The 26157-nt window shown below is 52.7% G+C and carries 25 protein-coding genes, 4 tRNA genes and 1 other annotated feature; of the genes, 21 read left to right on the top strand and 8 right to left on the bottom strand.

What is annotated here, in order from left to right; all coding sequences use genetic code 11:
- Window positions 1-20 precede the first annotated feature (20 nt).
- The 11 genes from recX (at window position 21) to luxS (ending at window position 8107) form a co-directional block, all read left to right on the top strand.
- Window positions 21-527, top strand: coding sequence for a recombination regulator RecX (gene recX, locus OCH02_RS13225; protein ID WP_261431633.1), 507 nt, complete (start codon window positions 21-23; stop codon window positions 525-527).
- A 133-nt stretch (window positions 528-660) separates the two neighbouring features.
- Window positions 661-3288: an alanine--tRNA ligase gene (alaS, locus tag OCH02_RS13220; protein WP_261431632.1), complete on the top strand. Its 2628-nt coding sequence runs from the start codon at window positions 661-663 to the stop codon at window positions 3286-3288.
- Between the two features lie 252 nt (window positions 3289-3540).
- On the top strand, window positions 3541-3726 hold the full coding sequence (gene csrA / locus OCH02_RS13215; RefSeq protein WP_002209449.1) for a carbon storage regulator CsrA: 186 nt from the start codon (window positions 3541-3543) through the stop codon (window positions 3724-3726).
- A gap of 311 nt (window positions 3727-4037) precedes the next feature.
- A tRNA-Ser gene (locus OCH02_RS13210) sits at window positions 4038-4130 on the top strand.
- A gap of 3 nt (window positions 4131-4133) precedes the next feature.
- Window positions 4134-4210 (top strand) — tRNA-Arg (locus OCH02_RS13205).
- Between the two features lie 61 nt (window positions 4211-4271).
- A tRNA-Arg gene (locus tag OCH02_RS13200) sits at window positions 4272-4348 on the top strand.
- Between the two features lie 51 nt (window positions 4349-4399).
- A tRNA-Arg gene (locus tag OCH02_RS13195) sits at window positions 4400-4476 on the top strand.
- 312 nt (window positions 4477-4788) lie between these two features.
- A complete protein-coding gene (gene yqaB, locus OCH02_RS13190; protein WP_261092475.1) occupies window positions 4789-5355 on the top strand; it encodes a fructose-1-phosphate/6-phosphogluconate phosphatase in 567 nt (188 codons plus the stop codon).
- Window positions 5352-5780, top strand: a complete 429-nt coding sequence (locus tag OCH02_RS13185) for a YqaA family protein (protein ID WP_012005293.1) — start codon at window positions 5352-5354, stop codon at window positions 5778-5780. Before yqaB ends, OCH02_RS13185 begins: the two co-directional genes overlap by 4 nt.
- A gap of 82 nt (window positions 5781-5862) precedes the next feature.
- Window positions 5863-7425 (top strand): glutamate--cysteine ligase, encoded by a 1563-nt coding sequence (gene gshA, locus OCH02_RS13180; RefSeq protein WP_261431631.1) that lies wholly within the window; start codon window positions 5863-5865, stop codon window positions 7423-7425.
- Between the two features lie 166 nt (window positions 7426-7591).
- Complete coding sequence (luxS, locus tag OCH02_RS13175; RefSeq protein WP_020825287.1) at window positions 7592-8107, top strand: S-ribosylhomocysteine lyase; 516 nt, start codon at window positions 7592-7594, stop codon at window positions 8105-8107.
- Between the two features lie 68 nt (window positions 8108-8175).
- Here luxS and OCH02_RS13170 read toward each other — a convergent pair whose 3' ends face one another.
- Together OCH02_RS13170 and OCH02_RS13165 are read right to left on the bottom strand one after the other, a co-directional pair.
- Complete coding sequence (locus OCH02_RS13170; RefSeq protein WP_012005295.1) at window positions 8176-9465, bottom strand: HlyC/CorC family transporter; 1290 nt, start codon at window positions 9463-9465, stop codon at window positions 8176-8178.
- Between the two features lie 40 nt (window positions 9466-9505).
- Window positions 9506-10297, bottom strand: coding sequence for an inner membrane protein YpjD (locus tag OCH02_RS13165; protein WP_017891659.1), 792 nt, complete (start codon window positions 10295-10297; stop codon window positions 9506-9508).
- A 169-nt stretch (window positions 10298-10466) separates the two neighbouring features.
- Here OCH02_RS13165 and ffh point away from each other — a divergent pair, with 169 nt between their 5' ends.
- The 5 genes from ffh (at window position 10467) to rplS (ending at window position 14091) form a co-directional block, all read left to right on the top strand.
- Window positions 10467-11828: a signal recognition particle protein gene (gene ffh / locus OCH02_RS13160; protein WP_261431630.1), complete on the top strand. Its 1362-nt coding sequence runs from the start codon at window positions 10467-10469 to the stop codon at window positions 11826-11828.
- A 216-nt stretch (window positions 11829-12044) separates the two neighbouring features.
- A complete protein-coding gene (gene rpsP, locus OCH02_RS13155; protein ID WP_004932501.1) occupies window positions 12045-12293 on the top strand; it encodes a 30S ribosomal protein S16 in 249 nt (82 codons plus the stop codon).
- Window positions 12294-12311: 18 nt separating this feature from the next.
- Entirely contained in the window at window positions 12312-12860 is a 549-nt protein-coding gene (gene rimM, locus OCH02_RS13150) for a ribosome maturation factor RimM (RefSeq protein WP_209635235.1), read from the top strand.
- 52 nt (window positions 12861-12912) lie between these two features.
- The gene (trmD, locus tag OCH02_RS13145) at window positions 12913-13680 is read left to right on the top strand and encodes a tRNA (guanosine(37)-N1)-methyltransferase TrmD (RefSeq protein WP_012005299.1); all 768 of its coding nucleotides are present in this window, start codon (window positions 12913-12915) and stop codon (window positions 13678-13680) included.
- Window positions 13681-13734: 54 nt separating this feature from the next.
- Window positions 13735-14091 (top strand): 50S ribosomal protein L19, encoded by a 357-nt coding sequence (rplS, locus tag OCH02_RS13140; protein WP_012005300.1) that lies wholly within the window; start codon window positions 13735-13737, stop codon window positions 14089-14091.
- A gap of 155 nt (window positions 14092-14246) precedes the next feature.
- Here rplS and OCH02_RS13135 read toward each other — a convergent pair whose 3' ends face one another.
- On the bottom strand, window positions 14247-14465 hold the full coding sequence (locus OCH02_RS13135) for an ogr/Delta-like zinc finger family protein (protein ID WP_112348060.1): 219 nt from the start codon (window positions 14463-14465) through the stop codon (window positions 14247-14249).
- A 244-nt stretch (window positions 14466-14709) separates the two neighbouring features.
- Window positions 14710-15474: a YdiY family protein gene (locus OCH02_RS13130; RefSeq protein ID WP_153857980.1), complete on the bottom strand. Its 765-nt coding sequence runs from the start codon at window positions 15472-15474 to the stop codon at window positions 14710-14712.
- A gap of 585 nt (window positions 15475-16059) precedes the next feature.
- Between OCH02_RS13130 and OCH02_RS13125 the strand changes: the two genes are divergently transcribed.
- Window positions 16060-17133, top strand: coding sequence for a 3-deoxy-7-phosphoheptulonate synthase (locus OCH02_RS13125; protein WP_135315208.1), 1074 nt, complete (start codon window positions 16060-16062; stop codon window positions 17131-17133).
- A gap of 6 nt (window positions 17134-17139) precedes the next feature.
- Window positions 17140-18261 carry a bifunctional chorismate mutase/prephenate dehydrogenase gene (gene tyrA, locus OCH02_RS13120; RefSeq protein ID WP_261431629.1) on the top strand — a complete coding sequence of 374 codons (1122 nt, stop codon included), beginning with the start codon at window positions 17140-17142 and terminating at the stop codon, window positions 18259-18261.
- Window positions 18262-18301: 40 nt separating this feature from the next.
- Here tyrA and pheA read toward each other — a convergent pair whose 3' ends face one another.
- The 4 genes from pheA to bamD form a co-directional block, all read right to left on the bottom strand.
- On the bottom strand, window positions 18302-19459 hold the full coding sequence (pheA, locus tag OCH02_RS13115; RefSeq protein WP_153857977.1) for a bifunctional chorismate mutase/prephenate dehydratase: 1158 nt from the start codon (window positions 19457-19459) through the stop codon (window positions 18302-18304).
- A gap of 40 nt (window positions 19460-19499) precedes the next feature.
- Window positions 19500-19626, bottom strand: a sequence feature (Phe leader region).
- Entirely contained in the window at window positions 19578-19625 is a 48-nt protein-coding gene (locus OCH02_RS13110) for a hypothetical protein (RefSeq protein WP_261431838.1), read from the bottom strand. (Overlaps the previous feature by 48 nt.)
- Before the next feature lie 122 nt (window positions 19627-19748).
- Entirely contained in the window at window positions 19749-20090 is a 342-nt protein-coding gene (gene raiA / locus OCH02_RS13105) for a ribosome-associated translation inhibitor RaiA (protein ID WP_012005327.1), read from the bottom strand.
- Between the two features lie 312 nt (window positions 20091-20402).
- Window positions 20403-21134, bottom strand: a complete 732-nt coding sequence (bamD, locus tag OCH02_RS13100; protein ID WP_012005328.1) for an outer membrane protein assembly factor BamD — start codon at window positions 21132-21134, stop codon at window positions 20403-20405.
- A 131-nt stretch (window positions 21135-21265) separates the two neighbouring features.
- Between bamD and rluD the strand changes: the two genes are divergently transcribed.
- The 3 genes from rluD (at window position 21266) to clpB (ending at window position 25678) form a co-directional block, all read left to right on the top strand.
- Window positions 21266-22243: a 23S rRNA pseudouridine(1911/1915/1917) synthase RluD gene (gene rluD, locus OCH02_RS13095; RefSeq protein WP_135315212.1), complete on the top strand. Its 978-nt coding sequence runs from the start codon at window positions 21266-21268 to the stop codon at window positions 22241-22243.
- Window positions 22243-22974 (top strand): purine nucleoside phosphorylase YfiH, encoded by a 732-nt coding sequence (yfiH, locus tag OCH02_RS13090; RefSeq protein ID WP_261431628.1) that lies wholly within the window; start codon window positions 22243-22245, stop codon window positions 22972-22974. Before rluD ends, yfiH begins: the two co-directional genes overlap by 1 nt.
- 130 nt (window positions 22975-23104) lie before the next feature.
- Entirely contained in the window at window positions 23105-25678 is a 2574-nt protein-coding gene (clpB, locus tag OCH02_RS13085; protein WP_261431627.1) for an ATP-dependent chaperone ClpB, read from the top strand.
- The last annotated feature ends 479 nt before the right edge of the window (window positions 25679-26157 follow it).

Raw genomic sequence — 26157 nt, 5'->3', positions numbered from 1 at the left:
AACTAAATCAGGCTTGAAAAATGAATGACTTGCTAAGCCGCGCCATGCGCCTGCTGTCGCAACGCGATCATAGTGAAGCTGAACTGCGCCGCAAACTTGCGGCGCAGCCATTTATGGCGAAAGCCAGATTTGGCACCAAAACTCCCTCGTCCTCCGCTCCGCTCCCTGAAGAACCCGTCGACCCTGCCGTTATAGAACAGGTTATTGCCTATTGTTACCAGCATAACTGGCTGGACGATCAACGCTTTGCCCGCAGTTATATTGGCAGTCGCAGTCGTAAAGGTTATGGCGCGCAGCGCATTCGCTCCGAATTGATGCAAAAAGGTGTGGATAAGGAACTGACGCAGGCAGCTCTGGCGGAGTGCGAGATTGATTGGTGTGAGCAGGCCAAACAGGTGGCGCAGCGTAAATTTGGCGAAGCATTGCCAACGGACTGGAAGGAGAAAGCCAAAGTGCAGCGTTATCTGCTCTATCGTGGCTTCTTCCAGGAAGAAATTCAGTCAATTTACCGTGATTTTGCGCAATGAACGCACACGGGGTTTTACTTCCCTCTGAAGAAAATTTATCTTATCCCCACTTTTTGTTCGTGAGCTAGGTGCCATCGTCAGGATGTCGCGTATCTTGCTCACGTGTCGTTATTCTAGCCTTTCCGGGAAAATTATGAGCAAGAGCACCGCTGAGATCCGTCAAGCGTTTCTCGATTTCTTTCATAGTAAGGGCCATCAGGTTGTAGCGAGCAGCTCCCTGGTGCCTGACAATGATCCGACATTGTTGTTTACCAATGCCGGCATGAACCAATTTAAAGATGTTTTCCTGGGGCTGGACAAGCGCGCCTATTCCCGAGCCACCACCTCACAGCGTTGTGTACGTGCGGGCGGTAAGCATAACGATCTGGAGAACGTCGGTTATACCGCACGTCACCACACCTTCTTTGAAATGCTGGGCAACTTCAGCTTCGGCGATTATTTCAAACATGATGCCATCAGCTACGCGTGGGAACTGTTGACCGGTGAGAACTGGTTCAACCTGCCGAAAGAAAGGCTGTGGGTGACCGTCTATGAAACCGATGACGAAGCCTTCGACATCTGGCAGCAGCAGATTGGTGTGCCGGCAGAACGTATTATTCGCATTGGCGACAATAAAGGCGGCGCCTTTGCCTCAGACAACTTCTGGCAAATGGGTGATACCGGCCCATGCGGCCCGTGCACCGAGATTTTCTACGATCACGGCGATCATATCTGGGGTGGCCCGCCGGGCAGCCCGGAAGAAGACGGCGATCGCTACATTGAGATCTGGAACCTCGTTTTCATGCAGTTTAACCGCCAATCCGACGGCACAATGCTGCCACTGCCAAAACCTTCGGTAGATACCGGTATGGGGCTGGAGCGTATTGCCGCAGTATTGCAGCACGTGAACTCCAACTATGAAATCGACCTGTTCAGCAAGCTGATTGCCGCGGTGGCCAAGGTGACCGGCGCCACAGATTTGGATAATAAATCTCTGCGCGTGATCGCCGACCACATTCGTTCTTGTGCCTTCCTGGTGTCAGACGGTGTGACGCCGTCCAACGAAGGTCGTGGTTATGTTCTGCGCCGTATCATCCGTCGCGCCGTTCGCCATGGCAACATGTTGGGCGCGAAAGACACCTTCTTCTACAAGCTGGTTGCCCCGCTGATCGAAGTGATGGGGCCTGCAGCCGACGAACTGAAGCGTCAGCAGTCGCTGGTTGAGCAAGTGCTGAAAACCGAAGAAGATCAGTTTGCCCGCACTCTGGAACGTGGTTTGACGCTGCTGGACGAAGAGTTGGCCAAGTTGCAGGGCGATACCCTGGACGGTGAAACCGCATTCCGTCTGTACGACACTTACGGTTTCCCGGTCGATTTGACGGCGGACGTGTGCCGTGAACGTGGTCTGAAAGTGGATGAAGCCGGTTTCGAGCAGGCAATGGAAGCACAGCGCCGCCGTGCGCGTGAGTCCAGCGGCTTCGGCACAGACTACAACAGCATGATCCGCGTTGATGGTGCCAGCCAATTCAGTGGTTATGACCACGAACAACAGCAGTCCACCGTGACCGCGCTGTTCCGTAATGGTCAGCCGGTGAACGAGATCCACGCCGGAGAAGAAGCCGTGGTGGTCCTGGACGAGACCCCGTTTTACGGTGAGTCCGGTGGTCAGGTTGGCGATAAAGGGGTGCTGAAAGCCACCAACGCTGATTTTGAAGTGAGCGACACTCAGAAATACGGCCAGGCTATTGGCCATCAGGGCAAGTTGTCACATGGCTCGCTGAAGGTGAACGACCGCGTTGACGCGCAGATCGACACCGTGCGACGCAACCGGATTCGTCTGAACCACTCCGCAACCCACCTGCTGCACGCTGCGCTGCGTCAAACGTTGGGTGAGCACGTGGCGCAGAAAGGCTCGTTGGTTAACGATAAATACCTGCGTTTCGACTTCTCGCATTTTGAAGCGATGAAGCCGGAGCAAATTCGCACCGTGGAAGACTTGGTGAACCAACAAATTCGTCGTAACCTGCCGGTGCAAACCGAGGTTATGGCGCTGGATGATGCCAAAGAGAAGGGCGCTATGGCGCTGTTCGGTGAGAAGTACGATGACAACGTGCGCGTACTGACCATGGGCGATTTCTCGACTGAGCTGTGTGGCGGCACCCATGCCAGCCGTACCGGTGACATCGGCCTGTTCCGCATTCTGAGCGAGTCTGGTACCGCCGCAGGTATCCGTCGTATTGAAGCAGTAACCGGTGATGGCGCGATGGCTACCTTGCATCAGCAAAACGATCTGTTACAGGACGTTGCCCATCTGGTTAAAGGTGACAGCAATAACCTAACGGACAAAGTGCGTGCGGTGCTCGATCGTACCCGCGCATTGGAAAAAGAGCTGCAGCAGTTGAAGGACCAGCAGGCGGCACAAGAAAGCGCTTCATTGTCCAGCAAGGCGAAAATGGTTAACGGCGTACAGCTGTTGGTCAGCCAACTGGATAACGTTGAGGCCAAAATGCTGCGTACCATGGTTGATGATCTTAAAAATCAACTGGGTTCCGCGATTATCGTGCTGGCCACCACGGCCGATGATAAGGTGAGCCTGATTGCCGGCGTGACCAAAGATCTGACCGACCGGGTAAAAGCCGGCGAGCTGATCGGTAACGTAGCGCAGCAGGTTGGCGGTAAAGGGGGCGGACGCCCTGATATGGCACAGGCCGGGGGGACAGATGTCAGCGCCCTGCCAGCGGCATTAGACAGCGTAGAAGCCTGGGTGGCCTCGAAACTGTGAATATAAATAAATAGCACTTACAAACGCCATAACTCATTACTGATTATGGCGTTTTTAACCTGTGCTAACACAATTTGGTTACAATTACGGGAACAAAGTTTTTCAGGTCGGCTAAACTTATCATTATCTGAGGTGAGACCAAGTCTGCTTACACTTATTGTGGATTACATGACTTACGTTTTCGCAGCATATGATGGATAATGACGGGGAAACTGAGAGACCCGACTCTTTTAATCTTTCAAGGAGCAAAGAATGTTAATTCTGACTCGTCGAGTTGGTGAAACCCTCATGATTGGCGATGAGGTCACTGTCACAGTGTTAGGGGTCAAGGGCAACCAGGTTCGTATTGGTGTGAATGCCCCCAAAGAGGTGTCAGTTCACCGCGAAGAAATCTATCAGCGCATTCAGGCAGAGAAGTCTCAACCGACGACTTACTGATTTCGATGCAGCGTCTCGTTGCACAGCGAGACGCTACTGAGCTTTTTTGTTCCCCCCACAGACTATTCTCTGACATCCCCTGTTAAATCTTCCTGCAGCTACTCCCCCCTTTATTTGCCGATCCACTGTTATTGCCTGTTGATAAAACAATCTTTTTGACGTGAAATCGCCCATGTTGAGTGTGAATTGTGCAAACGCACATGAGATGGGAAAAATTGTTTGACTTAAAAGTCGGAGAAAGTAATATGTGCGCCACGCAGTGCCGATGAGCTTCTCCAAAGCAAGTTAGGTACAATTCGCAAGAAGCGTATGGTGAGGTGGCCGAGAGGCTGAAGGCGCTCCCCTGCTAAGGGAGTATGCGGTCAAAAGCTGCATCCGGGGTTCGAATCCCCGCCTCACCGCCATTTGCATCCATAGCTCAGCTGGATAGAGTACTCGGCTACGAACCGAGCGGTCGGAGGTTCGAATCCTCCTGGATGCACCATATTTTGCAGTATGGTGGGGTAGTAACAACGTACCATACGGTATCAAAAAAGAATTCCTGTGCATCCATAGCTCAGCTGGATAGAGTACTCGGCTACGAACCGAGCGGTCGGAGGTTCGAATCCTCCTGGATGCACCATTCTTTCTGTCAAACTTGTTTCTTCAAGCAGACAAACCAAAAAATAGTAATGCATCCATAGCTCAGCTGGATAGAGTACTCGGCTACGAACCGAGCGGTCGGAGGTTCGAATCCTCCTGGATGCACCATATTGAAAAGTACTTATCTCTAAGTCTTCGCTTTCAGATAGCTACGAACTGGAAGGTAGCGCGAAGAAGGATAACGTTGCTTTAGCAACGGCCCGCAGGGCGAAGCGTTTACGCTGAGTAATCCTCCTGGATGCACCATCTAAGAAAAACCCGCCTTGGCGGGTTTTTCGCTTTCTGGCATTTGGCGATACACTGCTGTAATCCTTCCATCTTTACTCTTGCGCACAGCACATTCCGCTATTACGCGATCAGCGACAACCTTCCGGCTTTACGCTAAAGTAGTTTTCTTTCCTCAACGATCATGGAGTAACGATGTACGACCGCTATCAGGGTCTTATTTTCGACATGGACGGCACTATTCTCGATACCGAGCCGACGCACCGAAAGGCGTGGCGTGAAGTGTTGTCCCGTTACGGTATGACGTTTGATGAGCCTGCGGTGATGGCGTTGAGCGGTTCACCAACCTGGCGTATTGCCCAGGCGATTATTGCCAGCCATCAGGCCGATCTTGATCCCCATCAGTTGGCTGCGGAGAAAACTCGTGCTGTTGAGGTGATGCTGCTGGACAGCGTACAGCCCTTGCCGTTGATTGAGGTGGTGAAGGCCTACCATGGCCGCCGTCCCATGGCGGTGGGTACCGGCAGTGAGCACCGCATGGCGGAAACGCTGCTGCGTCATCTGGGCTTGTTCCACTGCTTTGATGCGATCGTAGGCGCCGATGATGTGCAGCGTCACAAGCCAGAGCCGGACACCTTCCTGCGCTGTGCCGAACTGATTGGCGTACCGCCGGAGAAATGCGTGGTGTTTGAAGACGCAGATTTCGGCATTCAGGCGGCGAAAAGCGCCAATATGGCCGTGGTAGACGTTCGTACGCTGTGAGTAGTACGCTGGCCGTGATGTCGTTATTCGGCGGCAGCTTTCTCAGTGCGACGTTGCTGCCGGGAAATTCAGAAATTATTTTGGTTGCCTTGCTGACCAACAGCCGCGTCTCACCGGAGTTACTGGTGCTGGCCGCGACGTTGGGCAATACGCTCGGTGGGCTGACCAATGTCATTATCGGGCGCCTGTTACCGGCGTTGAAACCACAGCGAGGGCTGGACACAGCGCTTGGGTGGATGCAACGTTTTGGCCCGGCTGCGCTGTTGCTCAGTTGGGTACCGGTAGTGGGCGATTTGTTGTGCGTGTTGGCAGGCTGGCTGCGCATGCCCTGGGGTCCTGTTGCGCTATTTCTGTGTATCGGAAAGGCGCTGCGTTACATCATTTTGACTATGATAACGCTACAGGGAATGGCCTGGTGGCATTAACGACGTGAATATAACTCAATATTCTCTCGGGTGCAGATTCAGTATGCTTACGAGTTCTTGTTTTTAGAAGCGGGAGGTCAATTTGATCCCGGACGTATCCCAGGCGCTTTCTTGGTTGGAAGCCCATCCCCATGCATTAAAAGGCATTCGTCGCGGCATTGAGCGTGAAACGCTGCGTGTCACCGAAGACGGAAAGCTTGCAACAACCGGACATCCGGAAAAATTGGGGGCGGCATTAACGCACCACTGGATAACCACAGACTTTGCCGAGGCGCTGTTAGAGTTTATTACGCCGGTTGACGACAATCTCGATCACCTGCTGACGTTCTTGCGTGATATTCATCGTCACGTGGCACGTAATCTGGGTGAGGAGCGCATGTGGCCGCTCAGCATGCCGTGCTTTATTGAAGCCGAGCAGGACATTGAACTGGCGCAGTTCGGCTCGTCGAATATTGGCCGCATGAAGACGTTGTACCGTGAGGGGTTGAAGAACCGCTACGGCGCGCTGATGCAGACCATTTCCGGCGTGCATTACAATTTCTCCCTGCCGCTGGAATTCTGGCAAGCTTGGGCCGGCGTTAAAGATGCCGAAAGCGGTAAGGAGCAGATTTCAGCGGGCTATTTCCGTCTTATCCGCAACTATTACCGTTTTGGCTGGGTGATCCCGTATCTGTTTGGCGCATCGCCGGCGATCTGTTCCTCGTTCCTGAAAGGGCGTGAGACCGCGTTGCCGTTTGAGCGTACCGAGCAGGGTATGTGTTATCTGCCGTATGCCACTTCGCTACGGTTGAGTGACCTGGGTTACACCAATAAATCGCAAAGCAATCTGGGCATTACCTTTAACGATCTGCAAAGCTATGTTGAAGGCCTGAAGCGGGCAATTGTTACCCCTTCGGAAGAGTTTGCCAAATTAGGTGTTAAAGATGGCGATCGTCATCTGCAGTTGAACAGTAACGTGCTGCAGATAGAAAACGAACTCTATGCACCGATCCGGCCGAAGCGTGTGACTAAAAGCGGTGAGACACCGTCAGATGCTCTGCTGCGCGGCGGTATTGAATACATCGAAGTTCGCTCGCTGGACATCAACCCGTTCTCGCCAATCGGCGTGGATGCGGTGCAGGCACGTTTCCTGGACCTGTTCCTGGTATGGTGTGTGTTGGCCGATGCGCCAGAGATGAGCAGTGATGAATTACTCTGCACACGCAAAAACTGGAACCGGGTGATCCTCGAAGGACGTAAACCGGGCCAGACCATTGGTATCGGTTGTGATGACAGCCGTGAGCCATTGGCAAAAGTAGGCAAAGCCTTGTTTGACGATTTGCGCCGCGTGGCGGAAGTGTTGGATAGCGAAGCTGGCGATCGCCAGTATCAGCAGGTGTGTGACGAACTGGTCGCAGCGTTTGACGATCCGGAACTGACGTTCTCGGCCCGTATCCTGAAAGCGATGAAGGAAGAGGGCACCGGTCGTGTGGGCCTGCAGTTAGCTGAGCAATACCGTCAGATGCTGATTGAAGAGCCGTTGGAAATCCTGACTGAAGCCGAACTGGCGAAGGAGCAGGAAGCCTCATGGCAGCGCCAACGTAACGTAGAAGCCAGTGATACGCTAAGCTTTGAAGAGTTCCTGAAGCTGCATGGCGGGAGCTGAAAAAGAAAAAGGCCACATCAATGTGGCCAAATATGCATCTCTGATGACAGGGATGATGATAACAAATGCGCGTCTTTCACATATTCAGACTCGCTGAGTTAGAAAAGGTTTCCTGGATAGATAAAAAAGTTTCGAAATAAATACTCTTTTACGAGGAGGTAACGAAATGCCACTGCTGGATAGCTTCACCGTAGACCATACCCGCATGGCAGCCCCGGCTGTCCGCGTTGCGAAAACCATGAAAACTCCTCATGGTGATACCATCACCGTATTCGATCTGCGTTTTTGCCGCCCGAATCTGGAAGTGATGCCGGAGCGTGGCATCCATACGCTGGAACACCTGTTTGCCGGCTTTATGCGTGACCACCTGAATGGCCAGGGCGTTGAGATTATCGATATCTCCCCAATGGGGTGCCGTACCGGCTTCTACATGAGCCTGATTGGTGTGCCGGAAGAGCAGCGAGTTGCCGACGCCTGGAAAGCGGCGATGGCTGACGTGCTGAAAGTGACCGACCAGCGTAAAATTCCTGAACTCAATGAGTTCCAGTGCGGTACTTACCATATGCACTCACTGGAGGAAGCGCAGGAAATTGCCAAGCACATTCTTGATCACGACGTGGTAGTGAACCACAACGAAGAGTTAGCGCTGCCGAAAGAGAAGCTGCAGGAACTACATATCTAGTTCGTCACCTGGCTACAACGATAAAAAAAGACGCGATGTTCGCGTCTTTTTTCCTTTCTGGTGGGCGGTCAGTGTTGTTGAACGCTCGATTGCAGCGACTTTATCGGCGTGACCCGCACCTGTTTGATCATGTTGTCCTGCACGTCGAGGATGTCGACGTCGTAATGGCCAACCCGGACTCGGGTACCCACCTCAGGGATCTCTTCCAGCTCTTCCAACAGCATACCGTTAATGGTGCGTGCATCGGTGGCCGGCAGTGTCCAGTTGAATGCCTTGTTCAACTCACGCACGTTGGCGGTACCGTCGATCAGGACTGAACCGTCGCTTTGCGGATTGACCTCTTCCGCCAGCGTTGGCGACATTGAGGTAGTAAAATCACCGACGATTTCTTCCAGGATATCTTCGACTGTCACCAACCCCTGAATATCACCGTATTCGTCCACCACGATGCTGACTTTTTCTTTGTTGCGCTGGAATTTCACCAGTTGGACGTTAAGCGGTGTGCCTTCAGGCACGTAGTAAATTTCGTCGGCGGCGCGCAGCAGGTTCTCTTTGTTGAACTCTTTCTTCTCGGTCATCAGGCGGTAGGCTTCACGTACCCTCAGCATACCGATGGCATCATCCAGTGAGCCGCGGTACAGCACGATGCGGCCGTGCGGCGAGTGGGTGAGCTGGCGCATGATCGACTTCCAGTCATCGTTGACATCGATGCCGACGATTTCGTTGCGGGGCACCATGATGTCGTCGACCGTCACCTTCTCCAGATCCAGTACGGAAATCAACATGTCCTGATTGCGGCGAGAAATCTGTGAGTGGGATTCATTAACGATGGTGCGCAACTCGTCCTTGCTGACGGCATCGCTGACCCGCACGTTGGTGTGGATGCCGAACAGGCGCAAGACCAGCGTGGTGATGCCATTAAGCAGCCACACCAGCGGAAACATCACCTTCTGCAACGGTGCCAGTAAAACGCTGCTGGGGAATGCGATACGCTCCGGATATAAAGCGGCGAAGGTTTTCGGCAGCACTTCGGCGAACAACAGCACGGCAAAGGTCAGGATACCGGTGGCGATAGCGACGCCAAAATCGCCATACAGGCGCATACCGACAATGGTTGCCAGCGCCGAGGCGAGGATGTTGACCAGATTATTGCCGATCAACACCAGGCCGATCAGACGATCCGGTTTTTGCAGTAGCTTCTCGACCCGGCGGGCAGAGCGGTTGCCCTGCTTGGAGAGATGACGGAGACGATAGCGGTTTAGCGTCATCATGCCGGTTTCGGATGCTGAGAAGTAAGCGGAAACCACGATCATAACCACCAGGATAATGATCAGGGTCCCTGTCGAAACGTGCTCCAACGCGGTATTCCTTATGTATGGAGAAAGATAGCCTGAGGGCTTAGCGAACCATCACTTGCTGGATCAGACGGCTGCCGAAATAGGCCAGCGTTAGCAGAAAGGCGCCGGCAAAGCTGAACCACACGACACGGCGACCACGCCAGCCTTCATGGTAATGGCCCCACAGCAAAACGATATAGACAAACCATGCCATGATCGACAGGACGGCCTTGTGCACGTTTTCTTTGCTGAACAGGTTATCCATATAGAGCAGGCCGGTGCAAAGTGTGAGCGTCAGCAGCACGACACCAATCTGGGTGATATGGAACATTTTGCGTTCGATGCTCATCAGCGGCGGCATGTCGGCGCTGAACGACAGCTTTTTGTTTTTCAGCAGATAGTCCAGCCAGGCCAGTTGCAGCGCATATAGCGCGGCAATAATCAGCGTAGCGTAGGAAAACAGCGCCAGGCCAATGTGCACCATCAGTTCCGGGCTGGCTTCCAGATGGGTAATAAACTCACCCGGCATAAAGCTGGCGAAGGCCAGATTGATCATCGCGAAGCTATAAACAATCGGCAGCAGGAACCAGCCGCGGTCGCGTGAAGCGACAAAGGTCATGACCGAACAGATGATCAGGCTGACTATCGAGCCGATGTTTAACAAGCTGAGATTTTGTCCGGCGCTGACGTCAAAAATACGCTGCTGCAGTGCGATGGCGTGGCAAACCAGTGCCACCACCGCCGAGACGAGAGCAAGCCGACGGTATGCGCTGTTCTTCCGCAACAAGCTGGGAATAATCAGTCCAAGGCTGAGCAGGTAGGCGATCAAAGCCACAATGGAGAAAACTGGCATAGCGTTTAATTTTGCTTCGGCGTGGTGAATTGGATTGTCAGTATAGCGTTGAGCGCGTCCCACTCCAACCGATCTCCAACGCTGAGGCAGAGATCCTCTTCGCTTCGTGTTATAATCGCCGCAATTATGTCGCCAGAGCGGCCTGTCATTACACGTTGAGCAAGAGACGATGTTTGAAAATTTAACCGATCGTTTGTCGCGCACCCTGCGCAATATCAGCGGCCGTGGGCGGCTGACCGAAGAAAATATCAAGGAAACCCTGCGTGAAGTGCGCATGGCATTGCTGGAAGCGGACGTTGCGCTGCCGGTGGTGCGGGACTTTATCAATCGCGTAAAAGAAAGCGCGGTTGGTCATGAAGTCAACAAAAGCCTGACGCCGGGGCAAGAGTTTGTAAAAATCGTCAAGGGCGAGCTGATTGCCGCGATGGGCGAAGTGAACACCGAGCTGAACCTGGCGGCGCAACCGCCGGCTGTGGTGCTGATGGCGGGCCTGCAGGGCGCCGGTAAAACCACCAGCGTCGCCAAGCTTGGCAAATTCCTGAAAGAAAAACAGAAGAAAAAAGTGTTGGTGGTTTCCGCTGACGTTTATCGCCCAGCGGCGATTAAACAGTTGGAAACGCTGGCGGAAAGCGTCGGCATCGACTTCTTCCCGTCTGATGTTAAAGACAAGCCGATCGACATCGTTAACCGTGCACTGCAACAGGCCAAGCTGAAATTCTACGATGTTCTGATCGTCGATACCGCCGGCCGTTTGCACGTTGACGAAGCGATGATGGACGAGATCAAACAGGTGCACGCGGCGATCAAGCCGGTGGAAACCCTGTTTGTGGTTGACGCCATGACCGGCCAGGATGCGGCCAACACCGCCAAGGCCTTTAACGAGGCGCTGCCGCTGACCGGCGTAGTGCTGACCAAGGTCGATGGTGATGCGCGCGGCGGTGCTGCGCTGTCGATCCGTCACATTACCGGCAAACCGATCAAGTTCCTCGGCGTGGGTGAGAAAACCGAAGCGCTGGAGCCATTCCATCCGGACCGCGTGGCGTCACGTATTCTCGGCATGGGCGACGTACTGTCGCTGATCGAAGATATCGAAAGCAAAGTTGACCGTGAACAGGCGGAAAAACTGGCTAACAAGCTGAAGAAGGGGGACGGTTTCGATCTGACCGACTTCCTGGAACAGCTCAAGCAGATGCGTAACATGGGCGGTATGGCCAGCATGCTGAGCAAACTACCCGGTGCCGGCCAACTGCCGGACAATGTGAAATCGCAGATGGACGACAAGGTTTTGGTGCGCATGGAGGCGATGATCAACTCGATGACGCTGAAAGAGCGCGCCAAACCGGAAATCATCAAAGGTTCGCGTAAACGTCGTATTGCGGTGGGTTCCGGCATGCAGGTGCAGGATGTTAACCGCTTGTTAAAACAATTCGACGACATGCAACGCATGATGAAAAAGATGAAGAAAGGCGGAATGGCGAAGATGATGCGCGGCATGAAAGGTATGATGCCGCCGGGCTTCCCGGGCCGCTGACAGCCGCTTGCCCTCTGGGGTGAGCCTGTTTAAGCATTTGCCGTTCGCGGTGAAAACCGCCCGAAATATTACTGGCGAAAAAAAGTAGTTGACGACGATCTACGCTTTCGATTGCTTTTTGCGCCAAAATGAGTAAAATTTTCGGGCTTTTTATATTGCAACCGGGCCCCGTTCCCTCAATGGGGCCCGGCTGTTTTATTAACTAAAGAGGATGTTATGGTAACAATTCGTTTGGCACGTGGCGGCGCAAAAAAGCGTCCGTTCTATCAAGTAGTAGTGACCGACAGCCGCAATGCTCGTGATGGTCGTTTCATCGAGCGCGTAGGCTTCTTCAACCCGATCGCATCTGGTCAGGCTGAAGCACTGCGTCTGGACCTGGACCGCATCGAACATTGGGTCGGCCTGGGTGCAACTGTTTCTGATCGCGTTCACGCGCTGATCAAAGACGCTAAGAAAGCAGCTTAATCTGTCGCGGTGGTGGCAATGAGCAAGCAACTCAAACCGGTAGCACCTAAGCAGCCGATTGTACTCGGTAAAATGGGGTCTACTTACGGCATTCGTGGTTGGCTCAGAGTATTTTCATCCACCGAGAACGCCGAAAGCATTTTTGACTATCAGCCGTGGTTTATCCAGCAGGCGGGTCAATGGCAGCTTGTCGAGTTGGAAGACTGGAAGCGCCACAGTCAGGACCTGATCATCAAAGTCAAAGGCGTTGACGATCGGGATGCTGCGAATCTACTGACCAATCGCGAGATCCTGGTGGATTCGGAACAACTTCCTGCGTTGGTGGGTGATGATTACTACTGGAAAGACCTTATGGGTTGCCAGGTAGTCACAACCACCGGCTACGAACTGGGTAAAGTCATCGATATGATGGAAACCGGTTCGAACGATGTGATGGTTGTGAAAGCTAACCTGAAAGATGCATTCGGCATGAAGGAACGGTTGGTCCCGTTTCTTCATGGGCAGGTTATCAAGAAAGTCGATCTCACTGCTCGCGTGATTGAAGCAGATTGGGATCCTGGTTTTTGACCTCCGAATTAAACGGTCGAAACAAGTGGAATGACAGTATGGGGATTGGCTTGTGTTCATTGGTATTGTAAGCCTGTTTCCTGAGATGTTCCGCGCGATCACCGATTACGGGGTGACTGGCCGGGCAGTAAAAAATGGCCTGCTGAGCGTGCAGTGTTGGAGTCCGCGTGACTTCACCTACGACCGGCATCGTACCGTGGACGATCGCCCTTATGGCGGCGGCCCGGGAATGCTGATGATGGTGCAACCCTTGCGGGAAGCCATTCATGCAGCAAAAGCAGCGGCAGGCGAGGGAGCAAAGGTGATTTATCTGTCACCTCAGGGACGCAAGCTGGATCAAACCGGCGTGTGCGAACTGGCGGCCAACCCGAAGATGATTCTGGTATGCGGTCGTTATGAAGGGGTAGACGAGCGCGTAATCCAAACCGAAATTGATGAAGAATGGTCAATCGGCGATTACGTTCTCAGCGGCGGGGAACTGCCGGCAATGACCTTGATCGATTCAGTCGCCCGTTTTATACCGGGTGTGCTGGGCCATCAGGCATCAGCAGAAGAGGATTCTTTTGCCGATGGATTGCTGGACTGCCCGCACTATACCCGTCCTGAGGTGTTGGAAGGGATGGAAGTTCCGCCAGTTTTACTGTCGGGCAACCATGCCGAGATACGTCGCTGGCGCTTAAAGCAGTCGCTGGGCCGTACCTGGCTTAGAAGACCTGAACTTCTGGAAAGCCTAGCTCTGACTGACGAGCAAGCGGTGTTGCTGGCTGAGTTCCAACGGGAACATCAGACCAAGCAGCAGGACTATGAAGGGAACGTCTGAGCAATTGGCTCGACGGGACCGATATATCAGTTTACCTAGGGTAAGAGACATATTATGAGCAACATTATTAAGCAAATTGAACAAGAGCAGATGAAGCAAGACGTACCTGCATTCCGTCCGGGTGATTCCGTGGAAGTTAAGGTATGGGTCGTTGAAGGTAGCAAAAAACGTCTGCAGGCATTCGAGGGCGTGGTTATCGCTATCCGTAACCGCGGTCTGCACTCTGCATTCACTGTTCGTAAGATTTCCAACGGCGAAGGTGTTGAGCGTGTATTCCAGACTCACTCACCAGTAATTGACAGCATTGCTGTTAAACGTCGTGGTGCCGTTCGTAAAGCCAAACTGTACTATCTGCGTGAGCGTACTGGTAAGTCTGCTCGTATTAAAGAGCGTCTGAACCGCGTCGGCTAACGCTGCATCCAAAAGTTAATAACTATGAAGGGGTTGGCAATATGCCGACCCCTTTTTTTATGCTTAAAATCTGTTGATTGCATTTGCAAGATTTTGTTTTCGGAAAAGTAGGTTTCCTCAGAGATAAATAAGCCTGCGGTGGCAGGCTCTGTGCATTACAGTGCGGCGGCGCGCGGCTTGTTTTTTTCCGGGTGCGGCTGAGCCGGAATAATATCGCCAGGCTTCACAATCACTCGCGCGACGGACTCATGCGTGGCAAAAGTGCAACTGCAGTTAATGTTCTGGCATTGGTGATAGCGCTCTTTGGTCGCTTCACTCAGGTAACGACTGGAGCGAGTATGGGCCACGCTACCGCAAAGTGGACAGTGCATCATAGAAACCCCCTTGCAAAAAATTAAGTAAAAATGGGTAGGTATAGAGCTCAGAATTAGAAATTGAAAATACTCATGTTCTAAACTCGTTTAACAAATACTGTATATATATACAGTATTAAGCTATTTGCTAAAGTCGTCAATGGCGAGAGTGTTATTTTTTAGCAAAATGTTTAAATTTTTTTTGGAAATAAAAAAAAGCCCATCGATGATGGGCTTAGTGGGGTCAGTTTACAGGGCGAAAAGATTACAGACCGTATACCAGGCTGATGGACGTCGTGGTATCGGTGTTCTTCGGTGCTGACGCCGGCGGCTTGCTGTTGTAAGTCACGTTATAAGCCAGACGCAGTGCGAACTTTTCGTTAATCGCGACGCTTAGCGCGGTTTCGGAGTTCAAGGTGGTTTCTTCGTTAGCCAGTGCGGAAACGCCTTCGGAGAACTTGGTATTGTCGGTCAACTGATACGAATAGTTGGCTGCGCCGTAAGCCAGCGCTTTGGTGGAGCGACCACCGCCATGATATTCATCGTGACGTACGCCGGGACCAAATTCAACTCGCAGGTCGCTGAGTGGCCCGTTGAGGATTTGGCGACCATAACCGCCGGTCAGCGTGGAACGGGAGTCATAGCCATTGAAGCGGTCACTAAGCCAACTTGCCTGACCGAACAGGTAGTTGCGATCGGACAGGTTATAACGTGTACGACCGCCAGCCTGATACTTTTCAGACGAGCGCACGTTAGAGGAGGTGGTGTTGTTGGCGGCTCCCCACAGGCTGTAGGCGGCATCGCTGTTGAACCAGGTCATGCTGGTGTTGGCCAGCAGCGTCGAGCTTTGGGAGTTGCCAGACTGTGAGTTGTAACCCGCCTGAATGTTACCTTCAAATGGCTTTTTCGCGGTGGCCGGATCGTCCATCGCGGTGAAAAGTGTATTGTCGGCAAGGGCTGAAACACTGGTGAAAGTCGTTAAGCAGCTAATGAACAGCGGAATAGCGCGGCGAGCGCGTAAAGAGAGCATTTTGGATCCAGTTGTTAAGAGTGATTATAAGTGATGTCAGTCACATTATATCGGTTCGTCATGGCGACCAAAATAGCTACGATTAGCTTAAGTTTTTAATTTCTCTTCCTCACTTATTCACTTTTCTTCTACTTAATTAACCCCTTCCTGTGGCATATCATGCTGAGTATCCTTAGCGTTTGGCTGGGTTTTGGCTAAGGTTATCGTCTGGTGGCAACATCGGGTGGGGGAACCGTGCTCAATAATCTGGATGAGACCGAACGGTGTATCGCGTCCCGATGCATTGTCGTAGAAAACGTAGTGTACATTTATATTTACGATCTATGGCGATGGCGCCCATCCTTCAAGGTTAAAAGGGATAAACGAAAACATTGGTTTAATTTGATGTTTTTTATTTACAAATCATGATGTTGATTTGTTTTTGTTGCCTATTTCAGTACGGCATTTCAAGATGGTTTGTCAGTGGTAATTTTTTATTTACAGATGTCGGATTGAAAACTTTACATTGCATGGTATGGTAAGGACCTGAAACGCTCAAGGTTGTATTAACGCTTACGCATAACGGCAAACGACAGGAATAGCATCATGCAAAAAGACGCGCTCAATAACGTTCATATCAGTGCAGAACAAATTCTGATCACACCGGAAGAACTGAAGAACCAGTTCCCGCTCAGCGCCAGCGATGAAAATGAAATCGCTACCGCGCGCAAAACCATCGCTGATATTTTGCAGGGGCGCGATCATCGCCTGCTGGTGGTGTGTGGGCCCTGTTCTATCCACGACCCGGATGCTGCACTGGATTACGCCCGTCATTTGAAAACCCTGTCGGCTGAATTGAGCGATCAGCTTTATATCGTTATGCGTGTCTATTTTGAAAAACCACGAACCACCGTCGGCTGGAAAGGCCTGATTAACGATCCGTACATGGATGGTTCGTTTGATGTTGAAGCCGGTTTGCATATCGCGCGTCGTCTGTTGCTGGATCTGGTGGGTATGGGCCTGCCGTTGGCGACAGAAGCGTTGGATCCGAACAGCCCGCAATACCTGGGCGACTTGTTCAGCTGGTCTGCGATTGGTGCGCGAACCACAGAATCGCAGACTCACCGTGAGATGGCTTCAGGCTTGTCGATGCCGGTGGGCTTCAAAAATGGTACCGACGGCAGCCTGGGCACGGCGATCAACGCGATGCGTGCAGCGGCGATGCCACACCGTTTTGTCGGCATCAACCAGGCAGGGCAAGTGTGCCTGTTGCAAACGCAAGGTAACCCGGATGGGCATGTGATCCTTCGTGGTGGCAAAACGCCGAACTACAGTGCCGAAGACGTTGCGGCCTGTGAAAAACAGATGCAGGAGGCGGGACTCCACCCGTCCTTGATGATAGATTGCAGCCATGGCAACTCGAATAAAGACTATCGCCGTCAGCCGACGGTTGCCGAGTCCGTGGTAGAGCAGATTAAAGCGGGTAACCGTTCGATCACCGGCATCATGCTGGAAAGCCACCTGCACGAAGGTAGCCAGTCCTCTGAGCAACCGCGTGCAGATATGCGCTACGGGGTTTCTGTTACCGACGCCTGCATTAACTGGGAAAGTACAGAGACGCTGCTGCGTCATATGCACCAGGAACTCGGCACTGCGCTGACGGCACGTACTGGAGAGTAGTAAGTTATGGTGGCTGAACTGACCGCGTTGCGCGATCAAATCGACGAAGTGGATAAGGCGCTGCTGGAGCTGCTGGCAAAACGCCTGCAGCTGGTGGCAGAAGTGGGTGAGGTCAAGAGCCACCACGGGTTACCGGTGTATGTTCCTGAACGTGAGGCGGCGATGCTGGCCTCACGGCGTCAGGAAGCCGTCAATCTTGGTGTCCCCCCTGATCTGATCGAGGACGTGCTACGCCGGGTAATGCGCGAGTCTTATGTCAGCGAGAACGACAAAGGCTTTAAAACCTTGAACCCACAGCTGCGTCCGATTGTCATCATCGGCGGTAACGGCCAAATGGGACGGTTGTTTAATCGCCTGCTGACGCTGTCCGGCTACCAGGTCAAGGTATTGGATCAGCAAGATTGGCCGCAGGCCGATACATTGCTGGCAGACGCCGGAATGGTGATTGTCAGCGTGCCGATTCACGTGACTGAGCAGGTCATTGAAAGATTACCCCCGCTGCCGGCGGACTGTATCCTGGTCGATCTGGCATCGGTAAAAAATCGTCCGCTAAATGCCATGTTGGCAGCGCACTCGGGCCCGGTGGTGGGGCTGCATCCGATGTTTGGCCCGGACGTAGGCAGCGTGGCCAAGCAGGTGGTGGTCTATTGCGATGGCCGTGAGCCGCAAGCCTATCAATGGTTGCTGGAGCAGCTGCAGGTATGGGGCGCGCGTTTGCATCGTATCAGCGCGGTTGAGCACGATCAGAACATGGCTTTCATCCAGGCGCTGCGCCATTTTGCCACCTTTGCCTATGGTCTGCATTTGGCGGAAGAAAACGTTCAACTGGAACAATTGCTGGCACTCTCTTCACCGATCTACCGGTTGGAGTTGGCGATGGTCGGACGGCTGTTTGCGCAGGATCCGCAGTTGTACGCAGATATCATCATGTCGTCGGAAGAGAATATTGCGCTAATCAAACGTTACTATCAGCGCTTCGGCGAGGCGATCAAACTGCTGGAACAGGGTAATAAACAGGCGTTTATTCACAGCTTCCAGAAGGTCGAGCATTGGTTTGGTGACTATGCGCAGCGTTTCCTGGTGGAAAGCCGTTCGTTGCTACGTCAGGCGAATGACAGCCGACAATAGAGTATCCGGGTTCGGCAATGCCGAACCCTTTTTTACATCATCAGGATGGATTGACCGGCACCACGTTGTCGCTGGGATAGCAGCCCAACACCTTCAGTGAGCGGGTGATGGGGGTCAGATCCCTCAATGCTTTCTGCATTGATTCAGAACGCAGGTTAGCCTGCACATCGATATAAAACATTTCTTCCCACGGATTGCCGTTAATCGGGCGAGATTCCAGTTTGGTCATGATGATGCCGTTTTCGCGTAGCACCAGCAGGGCTTCAACCAGTGCACCGGATTGCTGCCCAGTGGCCATGATTAGCGTGGTTTTAGCCGGCACCTGCTCGGAAACGTCGATAGCCTTACGCGCCAGCACGATGAAACGGGTGATGTTCTGCTGTTGATTGGCCAGATTGTGCTCCAGCACCTGCAGGCCATACAACGCGCCGCCAGCTTCGCTGCCTAGCGCTGCGGCTTTTGGCGAGTTCAATTTGGCGACTTTTTCCATCGCTGCGGCAGTGCTTTCACAATATTCGATTTTCCAGTGCGGATAGCGATTAATGAACTGGCTGCACTGTTGGAATGGCTGCGGGTGGCTATACACAACTTCGATCTGGGCAAGATCGGTGTCGCTGGCTACCAGGACGCAGTGATCGATAGGGTTAGTCAGCTCGCCGACGATCGACAGGCTGGTGTGCTGCAGCAGATCGTAGACGTCGTTAATCGAACCTGAGCTGGTATTTTCGATCGGCAGAATGGCGTAATCCGCCTGACCGGTTTCGACCTGGGTAAATATGTCCTGGAATTTCTGGCAACCACACTCGATCAACTGGTCGAAATGGCGAGCTGCGTATTGGCGTGCGGCCAGGTGAGAATAAGAGCCTTTCGGGCCGAGGAAAGCGATGCGGGCTGAATGCTGACTGACTTGATTGAGTTGGTTTTGCAGTAACGACTGCTGGGTCAATACCGAGTCTTCGATAATCAGTTGGAACAGGCGGGTGACGTAGAACCCGTCCAGATCGTAGGGCTTGGCGGCGGCGATCAGGGCGTCCAGCAGGTCGCGCTCACGTTCTTTATCCCGGATTGGACGATGAGAGTGAAGCTTGGTTTTCCCTACTTCTACCGCCAGCTCACGGCGTTCTGCCAGCAGGGACAGCAGTTTTAGATCCAGTGCGCTGATGCGTTCGCGCAGCACGAGTAACGGGTTGTCAGTCATAATCAGCTTCTGCCTTATTTTTTATACGTCGTAAATAGCCATAAAAAAAGCCCCCTGGTTTCAGGAGGCTTTGCTGTTCGTCTTCGCATTCTTTATCACACGACGAAACGCCTCCCAATCAGGGGAAGGTAAAAAAGAATGCGAAGAAAAACGGTTTAGGGAGCATGGGTTATCCAGAGTATGCGTGAGACAGTTTTTAAAGTAACCGCAGGCCTTTATCTCGTCAATAAAAAAACCAGACAAAAAACGCGCCCTCAGGCGCGTTTGATGTGAAACAGCCGCTAAACGGTTATTCCTGTTCCGGTTCGACTTCCGGAATGATGTCTTTCACGCTGGTCGCGGCACGGCGTGCTTCGCCTTTGTGCTGCACCTTATTCAACTGACGCTCCAGCTTGGCGATCAGATCGTTAACGGCGGTGTACATGTCTTCATGTTTTGCGCTGGCGACCAGCGGGCCGTTAGGGGTAGTAATGGTGGCGTCGGCAACAAACCCTTTCGGTTCTTTGGATAAGACGATATGTGGGTTAATCAGTTGGGCCTGCCATTTTTCCAGTTTGGTGAGACGGTCTTCGACGTGACTGCGGATTGCGGGAGTGATGTCCATTTGTTTGCTGGTAATGTTCAATGTCATATAACTTACCTCTCTGTCTTTCCGTCTTGGATGGATCCAGCATACCCCGCTTTTTGCTTAAATGCGTGATGAAAATCACGTATTTTTGTCACTTTTTGCAAAGTTAGTTCAATCTGTGATTCAGCATTTGAATTGGCTATCTAACGCTTGAGTCTTGAGAGCGGAACGCGCATTATTGAATGGATAAGCGGTGGGGCAGTCTTGCTAACATCGTGTTTTTGCTTGTGTATTTATCCAGCTCTGGCTAAGTTCGCAGCAAATGAAAACGGCAGCCGAAGCTGCCGTTTTGTTTTTCTACCGTTGCCAATTCGGTTATGCCGGGTTGGCGGCAATCACTTTGGCCACTTTGTCGGCCTGACCGTTCAGTTGCAACTGTTTATACGCATTTTCCATCAGCGGCAGCGCGTCGCGCGTCGCTTTGGTATCCGGATATTCACGTAGCATCTGTTCGGCGCGATTAACGACCGCGACGTAGGCACCGCGTTTAGTGTAGTATTCCACCACCGAAAGCTCATACTTGGCCAGGCGGTCTTTCAGATACACCAGACGCTTGTTGGCATCGGTCACATACTGGCTGTTCGGGTACTGCTGAATCAGCTGGCTGAAATCGCGAAACGCAGCGCGAGCATGCTGTGGATCGCGGTCTGAACGATCGACCCCGAAGAAGCCTTGCAATGCACTGTCATCCAACGCCATATCGGTCAGACCACGCATGTACATCACGTAGTCGATGTTCGGGTGCGTAGGGTTCAGACGCATGAAACGATCGATAGACGCCTGAGCCAGTGGTAAATCGGCAGATTTGTAGTAGGCATAAATCAGGTCCAACTGAACCTGCTGAGAGTACGGCCCGAAAGGATAGCGGTTATCTAACGCTTCGAGTTGCGTAATCGCGCCCTTAAAGTTACCGTCCTGCAGTTTTTGCTGGGCAGTAGCATAGATTTCCGAAGGTGGGTTGTCGGGAACCGCATCCTTGGATGTGGAGCAACCTGCCAGCGCCAGGCTCAACGTGGCTGCCGCCACCAGATATTTCATACGCGTCATGACGTTTTGATTATCCTCAGGGTGTTATTCCGGGAGACTGTCCGTTAAGCTCCCGACAAAGACCAGTTACAATAGCACATTATATTAAACGGCATCGCCGTGAAAACCCAACGTTAACGAAGAAGCTGCATATGGCACAACAAGTACAACTCACCGCAACGGTGGCCGAATCTCAACTCGGACAACGTTTAGATCAGGCTTTGGCCGAATTGTTCCCTGATTATTCACGATCTCGCATAAAAGATTGGATCCTGGACGATCGGGTACAGGTTAATGGCAAAACGATAAACAAACCGAAAGAGAAGGTACTGGGGGGAGAGACGGTCGCCATTGATGCACAGATAGAAGAAGACGCCCGTTGGGAACCGCAGGACATCGCGCTGAATATCGTCTATGAAGACAGTGACATTCTGGTCATCAACAAACCACGCGACCTGGTCGTGCACCCTGGCGCCGGTAACCCGGATGGCACGGTGCTTAATGCGTTGCTGCACTACTATCCTGAAATTGCCGATGTGCCGCGTGCCGGCATCGTGCACCGTTTGGACAAGGACACTACCGGTTTGATGGTCGTGGCCAAGACCGTCCCGGCGCAAACCCGACTGGTAGAAGCGCTGCAGGCGCGTGATATTACCCGTGAATATGAAGCGGTTGCCATTGGCACCATGACCGCCGGCGGTACCGTCGAAGAGCCGATTTCGCGCCATTCAACCAAGCGCACTCATATGGCAGTGCACCCGATGGGTAAACCCGCGGTGACGCATTACCGTATTATGGAGCACTTCCGTGCGCACACTCGCCTGCGCCTGCGTCTGGAAACAGGCCGTACTCACCAGATTCGCGTGCATATGTCACATATCAACCATCCGTTGGTGGGCGATCAGCTGTACGGTGGCCGTCCGCGTCCACCAAAAGGTGCGTCGGATGCATTTATTGCCACGCTGCGCGGTTTCGATCGTCAGGCACTGCACGCGACCATGCTGCGTTTATATCATCCAATCAGCGGTATCCAGATGGAGTGGCACGCGCCGCTGCCTCAGGATATGGTCGATTTGATTAACGCGCTGAAAGCCGATACCGAAGAATTTAAAGATCAGATGAACTGGTAATGGATTCTCTTATCCTGCCCGATTGGCCGTTGCCTGCTGGGGTAAAAGCCTGCAGCACCACCCGTCACGGCGGCATTAGTTTACCGCCGTATGACTCGCTCAACCTCGGAACCCACGTGGGTGATGATGCGCGAGCAGTGGCGGATAACCGCCAACGGCTGGTAGAGAATGCCGGCCTGCCGCAGATGCCAGTCTGGCTGGAGCAAATCCATGGTACCCGTGTAGTGCGGCTGGATGGGCAAACGCCAGCCGACCTGCAAGCGGATGCCGTTTACAGTAATGTCCCGGGGCAAGTGTGTGCCGTGATGACGGCGGATTGCTTGCCGGTGCTGTTTTGTTCGCAGGCCGGTGATGAAGTTGCTGCAGCCCATGCCGGTTGGCGTGGGTTGTGCAATGGCGTGCTGGAACAAACTCTGGCTGCTTTTGCAGCTGAACCGGGGCGCATCAGCGCCTGGCTCGGCCCGGCGATTGGCCCGCAGCAGTTTGAGGTAGGCCCTGAGGTCCGTGCGGCATTTATTGCTGTGGATGACGCAGCGGCGGCAGCTTTTACCCCCCTGGGTGATAAATTTCTGGCCGATATCTATTTATTAGCCCGTCAGCGCCTGCAACGCGCAGGCATCCACGCCATCTACGGTGGCGATCGTTGTACGGTGAGCGAAATCAGTCATTTTTTCTCCTATCGTCGCGATGGAATAACCGGACGTCTGGCAAGTTTAATCTGGCTGATATAACCTATTGAATTAGGACGGTCCAAAGACGCATGATGTAGTACCGAAAATATACAGTCGAAATAACCTTGAATTTTTGAGGGATGACCTCATTTAATCTCCAGTAGCAATTTCGACCCATCTTGGAGGTGTTATGCGTCTGGATCGTCTTACTAACAAATTCCAGCTTGCCCTCGCCGATGCCCAATCTTTAGCCCTTGGGCGCGACAACCAGTTTATTGAACCGTTACATCTGATGAGCGCTCTGCTCAATCAGGACGGGGGCACGGTTCGTCCACTCTTAACTTCTGCCGGTATCGATGCAGGGCGCGTGCGCACTGAAATCGAACAGGCACTGTCTCGTCAGCCTCAAGTCGAAGGTACCGGTGGTGACGTTCAACCGTCCCATGAACTGGTGCGTGTCCTTAACCTGTGCGACAAGCTGGCGCAAAAGCGGGCGGACAAATTCATTTCTTCCGAACTCTTTGTACTGGCGGTGCTTGAGGATCGTGGAACATTGACCGATCTGTTGAAAGCGGCCGGTGCGACAACCGATAAAATCAGCAAGGCTATTGAGCAAATGCGAGGTGGAGACAGCGTGGAAGATCAGGGTGCTGAAGACCAACGTCAGGCATTGAAGAAATACACTATTGATCTGACCGAACGTGCCGAGCAGGGCAAACTTGACCCGGTTATCGGCCGTGACGAAGAGATCCGTCGCACCATTCAGGTGCTTCAACGTCGTACCAAAAACAACCCGGTGTTGATCGGCGAACCTGGCGTGGGTAAAACCGCCATCGTCGAAGGTTTGGCGCAACGCATCATTAATGGTGAAGTCCCGGAAGGCCTAAAGCATAAACGTGTGCTGTCCCTCGATATGGGGGCGCTGATCGCCGGGGCTAAGTACCGCGGTGAGTTTGAAGAGCGTCTGAAAGCGGTGCTGAGTGATCTGTCCAAACAGGAAGGCAGCGTCATTCTGTTTATTGATGAATTGCATACTATGGTCGGCGCGGGTAAAGCCGATGGCGCGATGGATGCCGGCAATATGTTGAAACCGGCGCTGGCGCGTGGGGAATTGCACTGCGTCGGTGCCACCACGCTGGACGAATATCGCCAGTATATAGAGAAGGACGCGGCGCTCGAACGTCGTTTCCAGAAAGTCTATGTGGCGGAACCCAGCGTTGAAGACACCATCGCTATCCTGCGAGGTCTGAAAGAACGTTATGAACTGCATCACCATGTGCAGATCACAGATCCGGCAATTGTTGCTGCGGCGACCTTGTCACATCGCTATATCTCCGATCGTCAATTGCCGGATAAGGCGATTGACCTGATCGATGAGGCGGCGTCCAGCATCCGCATGCAGATGGACTCCAAGCCGGAATCGCTCGATCGTCTGGAGCGCCGCATTATTCAGCTTAAGCTGGAGCAACAGGCGCTGAGCAAAGAGTCGGACGACGCCAGCAAGAAACGTCTGGAAATGCTTAGCGGTGAGCTGGAGCAGAAAGAGCGTGAATATTCAGAGCTGGAAGAAGAGTGGAAAGCGGAAAAAGCCTCACTCTCCGGTACGCAGAATATTAAAGCGGAACTTGAGCAGGCCAAGATAACTCTGGAGCAGGCGCGTCGCGTCGGCGATTTGGGGCGGATGTCAGAACTGCAGTACGGCAAGATCCCAGAGTTGGAAAAACAGCTTGCTGCCGCCACGCTGGCTGAAGGCAAAACGATGAAGCTGTTGCGTAACCGGGTGACCGACGCAGAAATTGCTGAAGTGTTGGCGCGGGCTACCGGTATTCCTGTTGCCAGAATGCTAGAAGGCGAGCGTGACAAGCTGTTGCGTCTGGAGCAGGAACTGCATTCTCGAGTTATTGGCCAGGATGAAGCCGTGAGCGCGGTCTCTAACGCAATTCGCCGTAGTCGAGCTGGGCTTTCAGATCCAAACCGTCCAATCGGTTCGTTCCTGTTCCTTGGTCCGACCGGGGTGGGTAAAACCGAACTCTGTAAGGCGCTGGCCTCGTTCCTGTTCGACAGTGACGATGCCATGGTGCGTATAGATATGTCCGAGTTTATGGAAAAACATTCGGTATCGCGGCTGGTGGGTGCGCCTCCGGGCTATGTCGGGTACGAAGAGGGCGGTTATCTGACCGAGGCAGTGCGTCGTCGACCTTATTCAGTGATCCTGCTGGATGAAGTGGAGAAAGCGCACCCGGATGTGTTCAATATCCTGCTGCAGGTATTGGACGATGGGCGTCTGACCGATGGTCAGGGACGTACCGTTGATTTCCGTAATACCGTGGTGATCATGACTTCTAACCTGGGGTCCGATCTGATCCAGGAACACTTCGGTCAGATGAACTACGCGCAGATGAAGGAATCAGTGATGGAAATGGTCACGCATCATTTCCGTCCGGAATTCATCAACCGTATAGATGAGGTGGTAGTGTTCCACCCTCTCAGCCAGAAACACATTGCCGAGATTGCCAAGATTCAGCTGGCGCGTCTGTACAAACGTCTGGAAGAACGTGGTTACGAAGTCACTATGACCGAACCGGCGTTGGAGCTGCTGGGCAAAACTGGTTTCGACCCTGTGTATGGTGCACGTCCGTTGAAACGCGCTATCCAGCAGGAGATCGAAAACCCATTGGCGCAGCAAATCCTTTCCGGCAAGTTGATTCCGGGCAAACCGGTGACGCTGGATGTAGAAGACGAACATATCGTCGCCAAACAGTAACGGCTATCTATAGTCATTGCGATAAAAGGGAGCGGGCAACCGCTCCCTTTTCTTTATCTGTTTTCATTGCGCTTATAGAACTTTCCGGGCTAACGGCCTTAAAACACCACTTTTCCGGCTAATAAATATCCTAAAAGACCTTTATTGGTTGTTATTTGAACGCTTGAAAAGTTTTTTGCATTTAGGGGTTGCGGCCTTCTGAGAACTCCCTATAATGCGCCTCCACTGACCGGGAACAACGACTCCTCTAACGAGAGCCAAGTCGCCCAGTCGGAAAGAGAAAGGCAAAATAAACGCTTGACTCTTCGGGTGAAAAGCGTAATATACGCCACCTCGAGATAGCGCGCCACGGCGGCTAACTCACTGCTCTTTAACAATTTATCAGACAATCTGTGTGGGCACTCCACAAGACGATATCCAGAACCTTCGGGTTCGAAAAAATATCAAGTCTTGAAGAGTGACCAAGCAATAAGTTGTTT

It is taken from the genome of Serratia quinivorans (assembly GCF_946227985.1).
Classification (GTDB): Bacteria; Pseudomonadota; Gammaproteobacteria; order Enterobacterales; family Enterobacteriaceae; genus Serratia; species Serratia quinivorans_A.
This window is presented reverse-complemented; position numbering and strand designations above follow the sequence as displayed.

Excerpts from the sequence above, each read along its gene's own strand:
- recX (WP_261431633.1), top strand. The coding sequence starts at position 21 with ATGAATGACTTGCTAAGCCGCGCCATGCGCCTGCTGTCGCAACGCGAT.
- alaS (WP_261431632.1), top strand. The coding sequence starts at position 661 with ATGAGCAAGAGCACCGCTGAGATCCGTCAAGCGTTTCTCGATTTCTTT.
- csrA (WP_002209449.1), top strand. The coding sequence starts at position 3,541 with ATGTTAATTCTGACTCGTCGAGTTGGTGAAACCCTCATGATTGGCGAT.
- yqaB (WP_261092475.1), top strand. The coding sequence starts at position 4,789 with ATGTACGACCGCTATCAGGGTCTTATTTTCGACATGGACGGCACTATT.
- luxS (WP_020825287.1), top strand. The coding sequence starts at position 7,592 with ATGCCACTGCTGGATAGCTTCACCGTAGACCATACCCGCATGGCAGCC.
- OCH02_RS13165 (WP_017891659.1), bottom strand. The coding sequence starts at position 10,297 with ATGCCAGTTTTCTCCATTGTGGCTTTGATCGCCTACCTGCTCAGCCTT.
- ffh (WP_261431630.1), top strand. The coding sequence starts at position 10,467 with ATGTTTGAAAATTTAACCGATCGTTTGTCGCGCACCCTGCGCAATATC.
- rpsP (WP_004932501.1), top strand. The coding sequence starts at position 12,045 with ATGGTAACAATTCGTTTGGCACGTGGCGGCGCAAAAAAGCGTCCGTTC.
- rimM (WP_209635235.1), top strand. The coding sequence starts at position 12,312 with ATGAGCAAGCAACTCAAACCGGTAGCACCTAAGCAGCCGATTGTACTC.
- rplS (WP_012005300.1), top strand. The coding sequence starts at position 13,735 with ATGAGCAACATTATTAAGCAAATTGAACAAGAGCAGATGAAGCAAGAC.
- OCH02_RS13135 (WP_112348060.1), bottom strand. The coding sequence starts at position 14,465 with ATGATGCACTGTCCACTTTGCGGTAGCGTGGCCCATACTCGCTCCAGT.
- OCH02_RS13130 (WP_153857980.1), bottom strand. The coding sequence starts at position 15,474 with ATGCTCTCTTTACGCGCTCGCCGCGCTATTCCGCTGTTCATTAGCTGC.
- OCH02_RS13125 (WP_135315208.1), top strand. The coding sequence starts at position 16,060 with ATGCAAAAAGACGCGCTCAATAACGTTCATATCAGTGCAGAACAAATT.
- tyrA (WP_261431629.1), top strand. The coding sequence starts at position 17,140 with ATGGTGGCTGAACTGACCGCGTTGCGCGATCAAATCGACGAAGTGGAT.
- pheA (WP_153857977.1), bottom strand. The coding sequence starts at position 19,459 with ATGACTGACAACCCGTTACTCGTGCTGCGCGAACGCATCAGCGCACTG.
- raiA (WP_012005327.1), bottom strand. The coding sequence starts at position 20,090 with ATGACATTGAACATTACCAGCAAACAAATGGACATCACTCCCGCAATC.
- bamD (WP_012005328.1), bottom strand. The coding sequence starts at position 21,134 with ATGACGCGTATGAAATATCTGGTGGCGGCAGCCACGTTGAGCCTGGCG.
- rluD (WP_135315212.1), top strand. The coding sequence starts at position 21,266 with ATGGCACAACAAGTACAACTCACCGCAACGGTGGCCGAATCTCAACTC.
- yfiH (WP_261431628.1), top strand. The coding sequence starts at position 22,243 with ATGGATTCTCTTATCCTGCCCGATTGGCCGTTGCCTGCTGGGGTAAAA.
- clpB (WP_261431627.1), top strand. The coding sequence starts at position 23,105 with ATGCGTCTGGATCGTCTTACTAACAAATTCCAGCTTGCCCTCGCCGAT.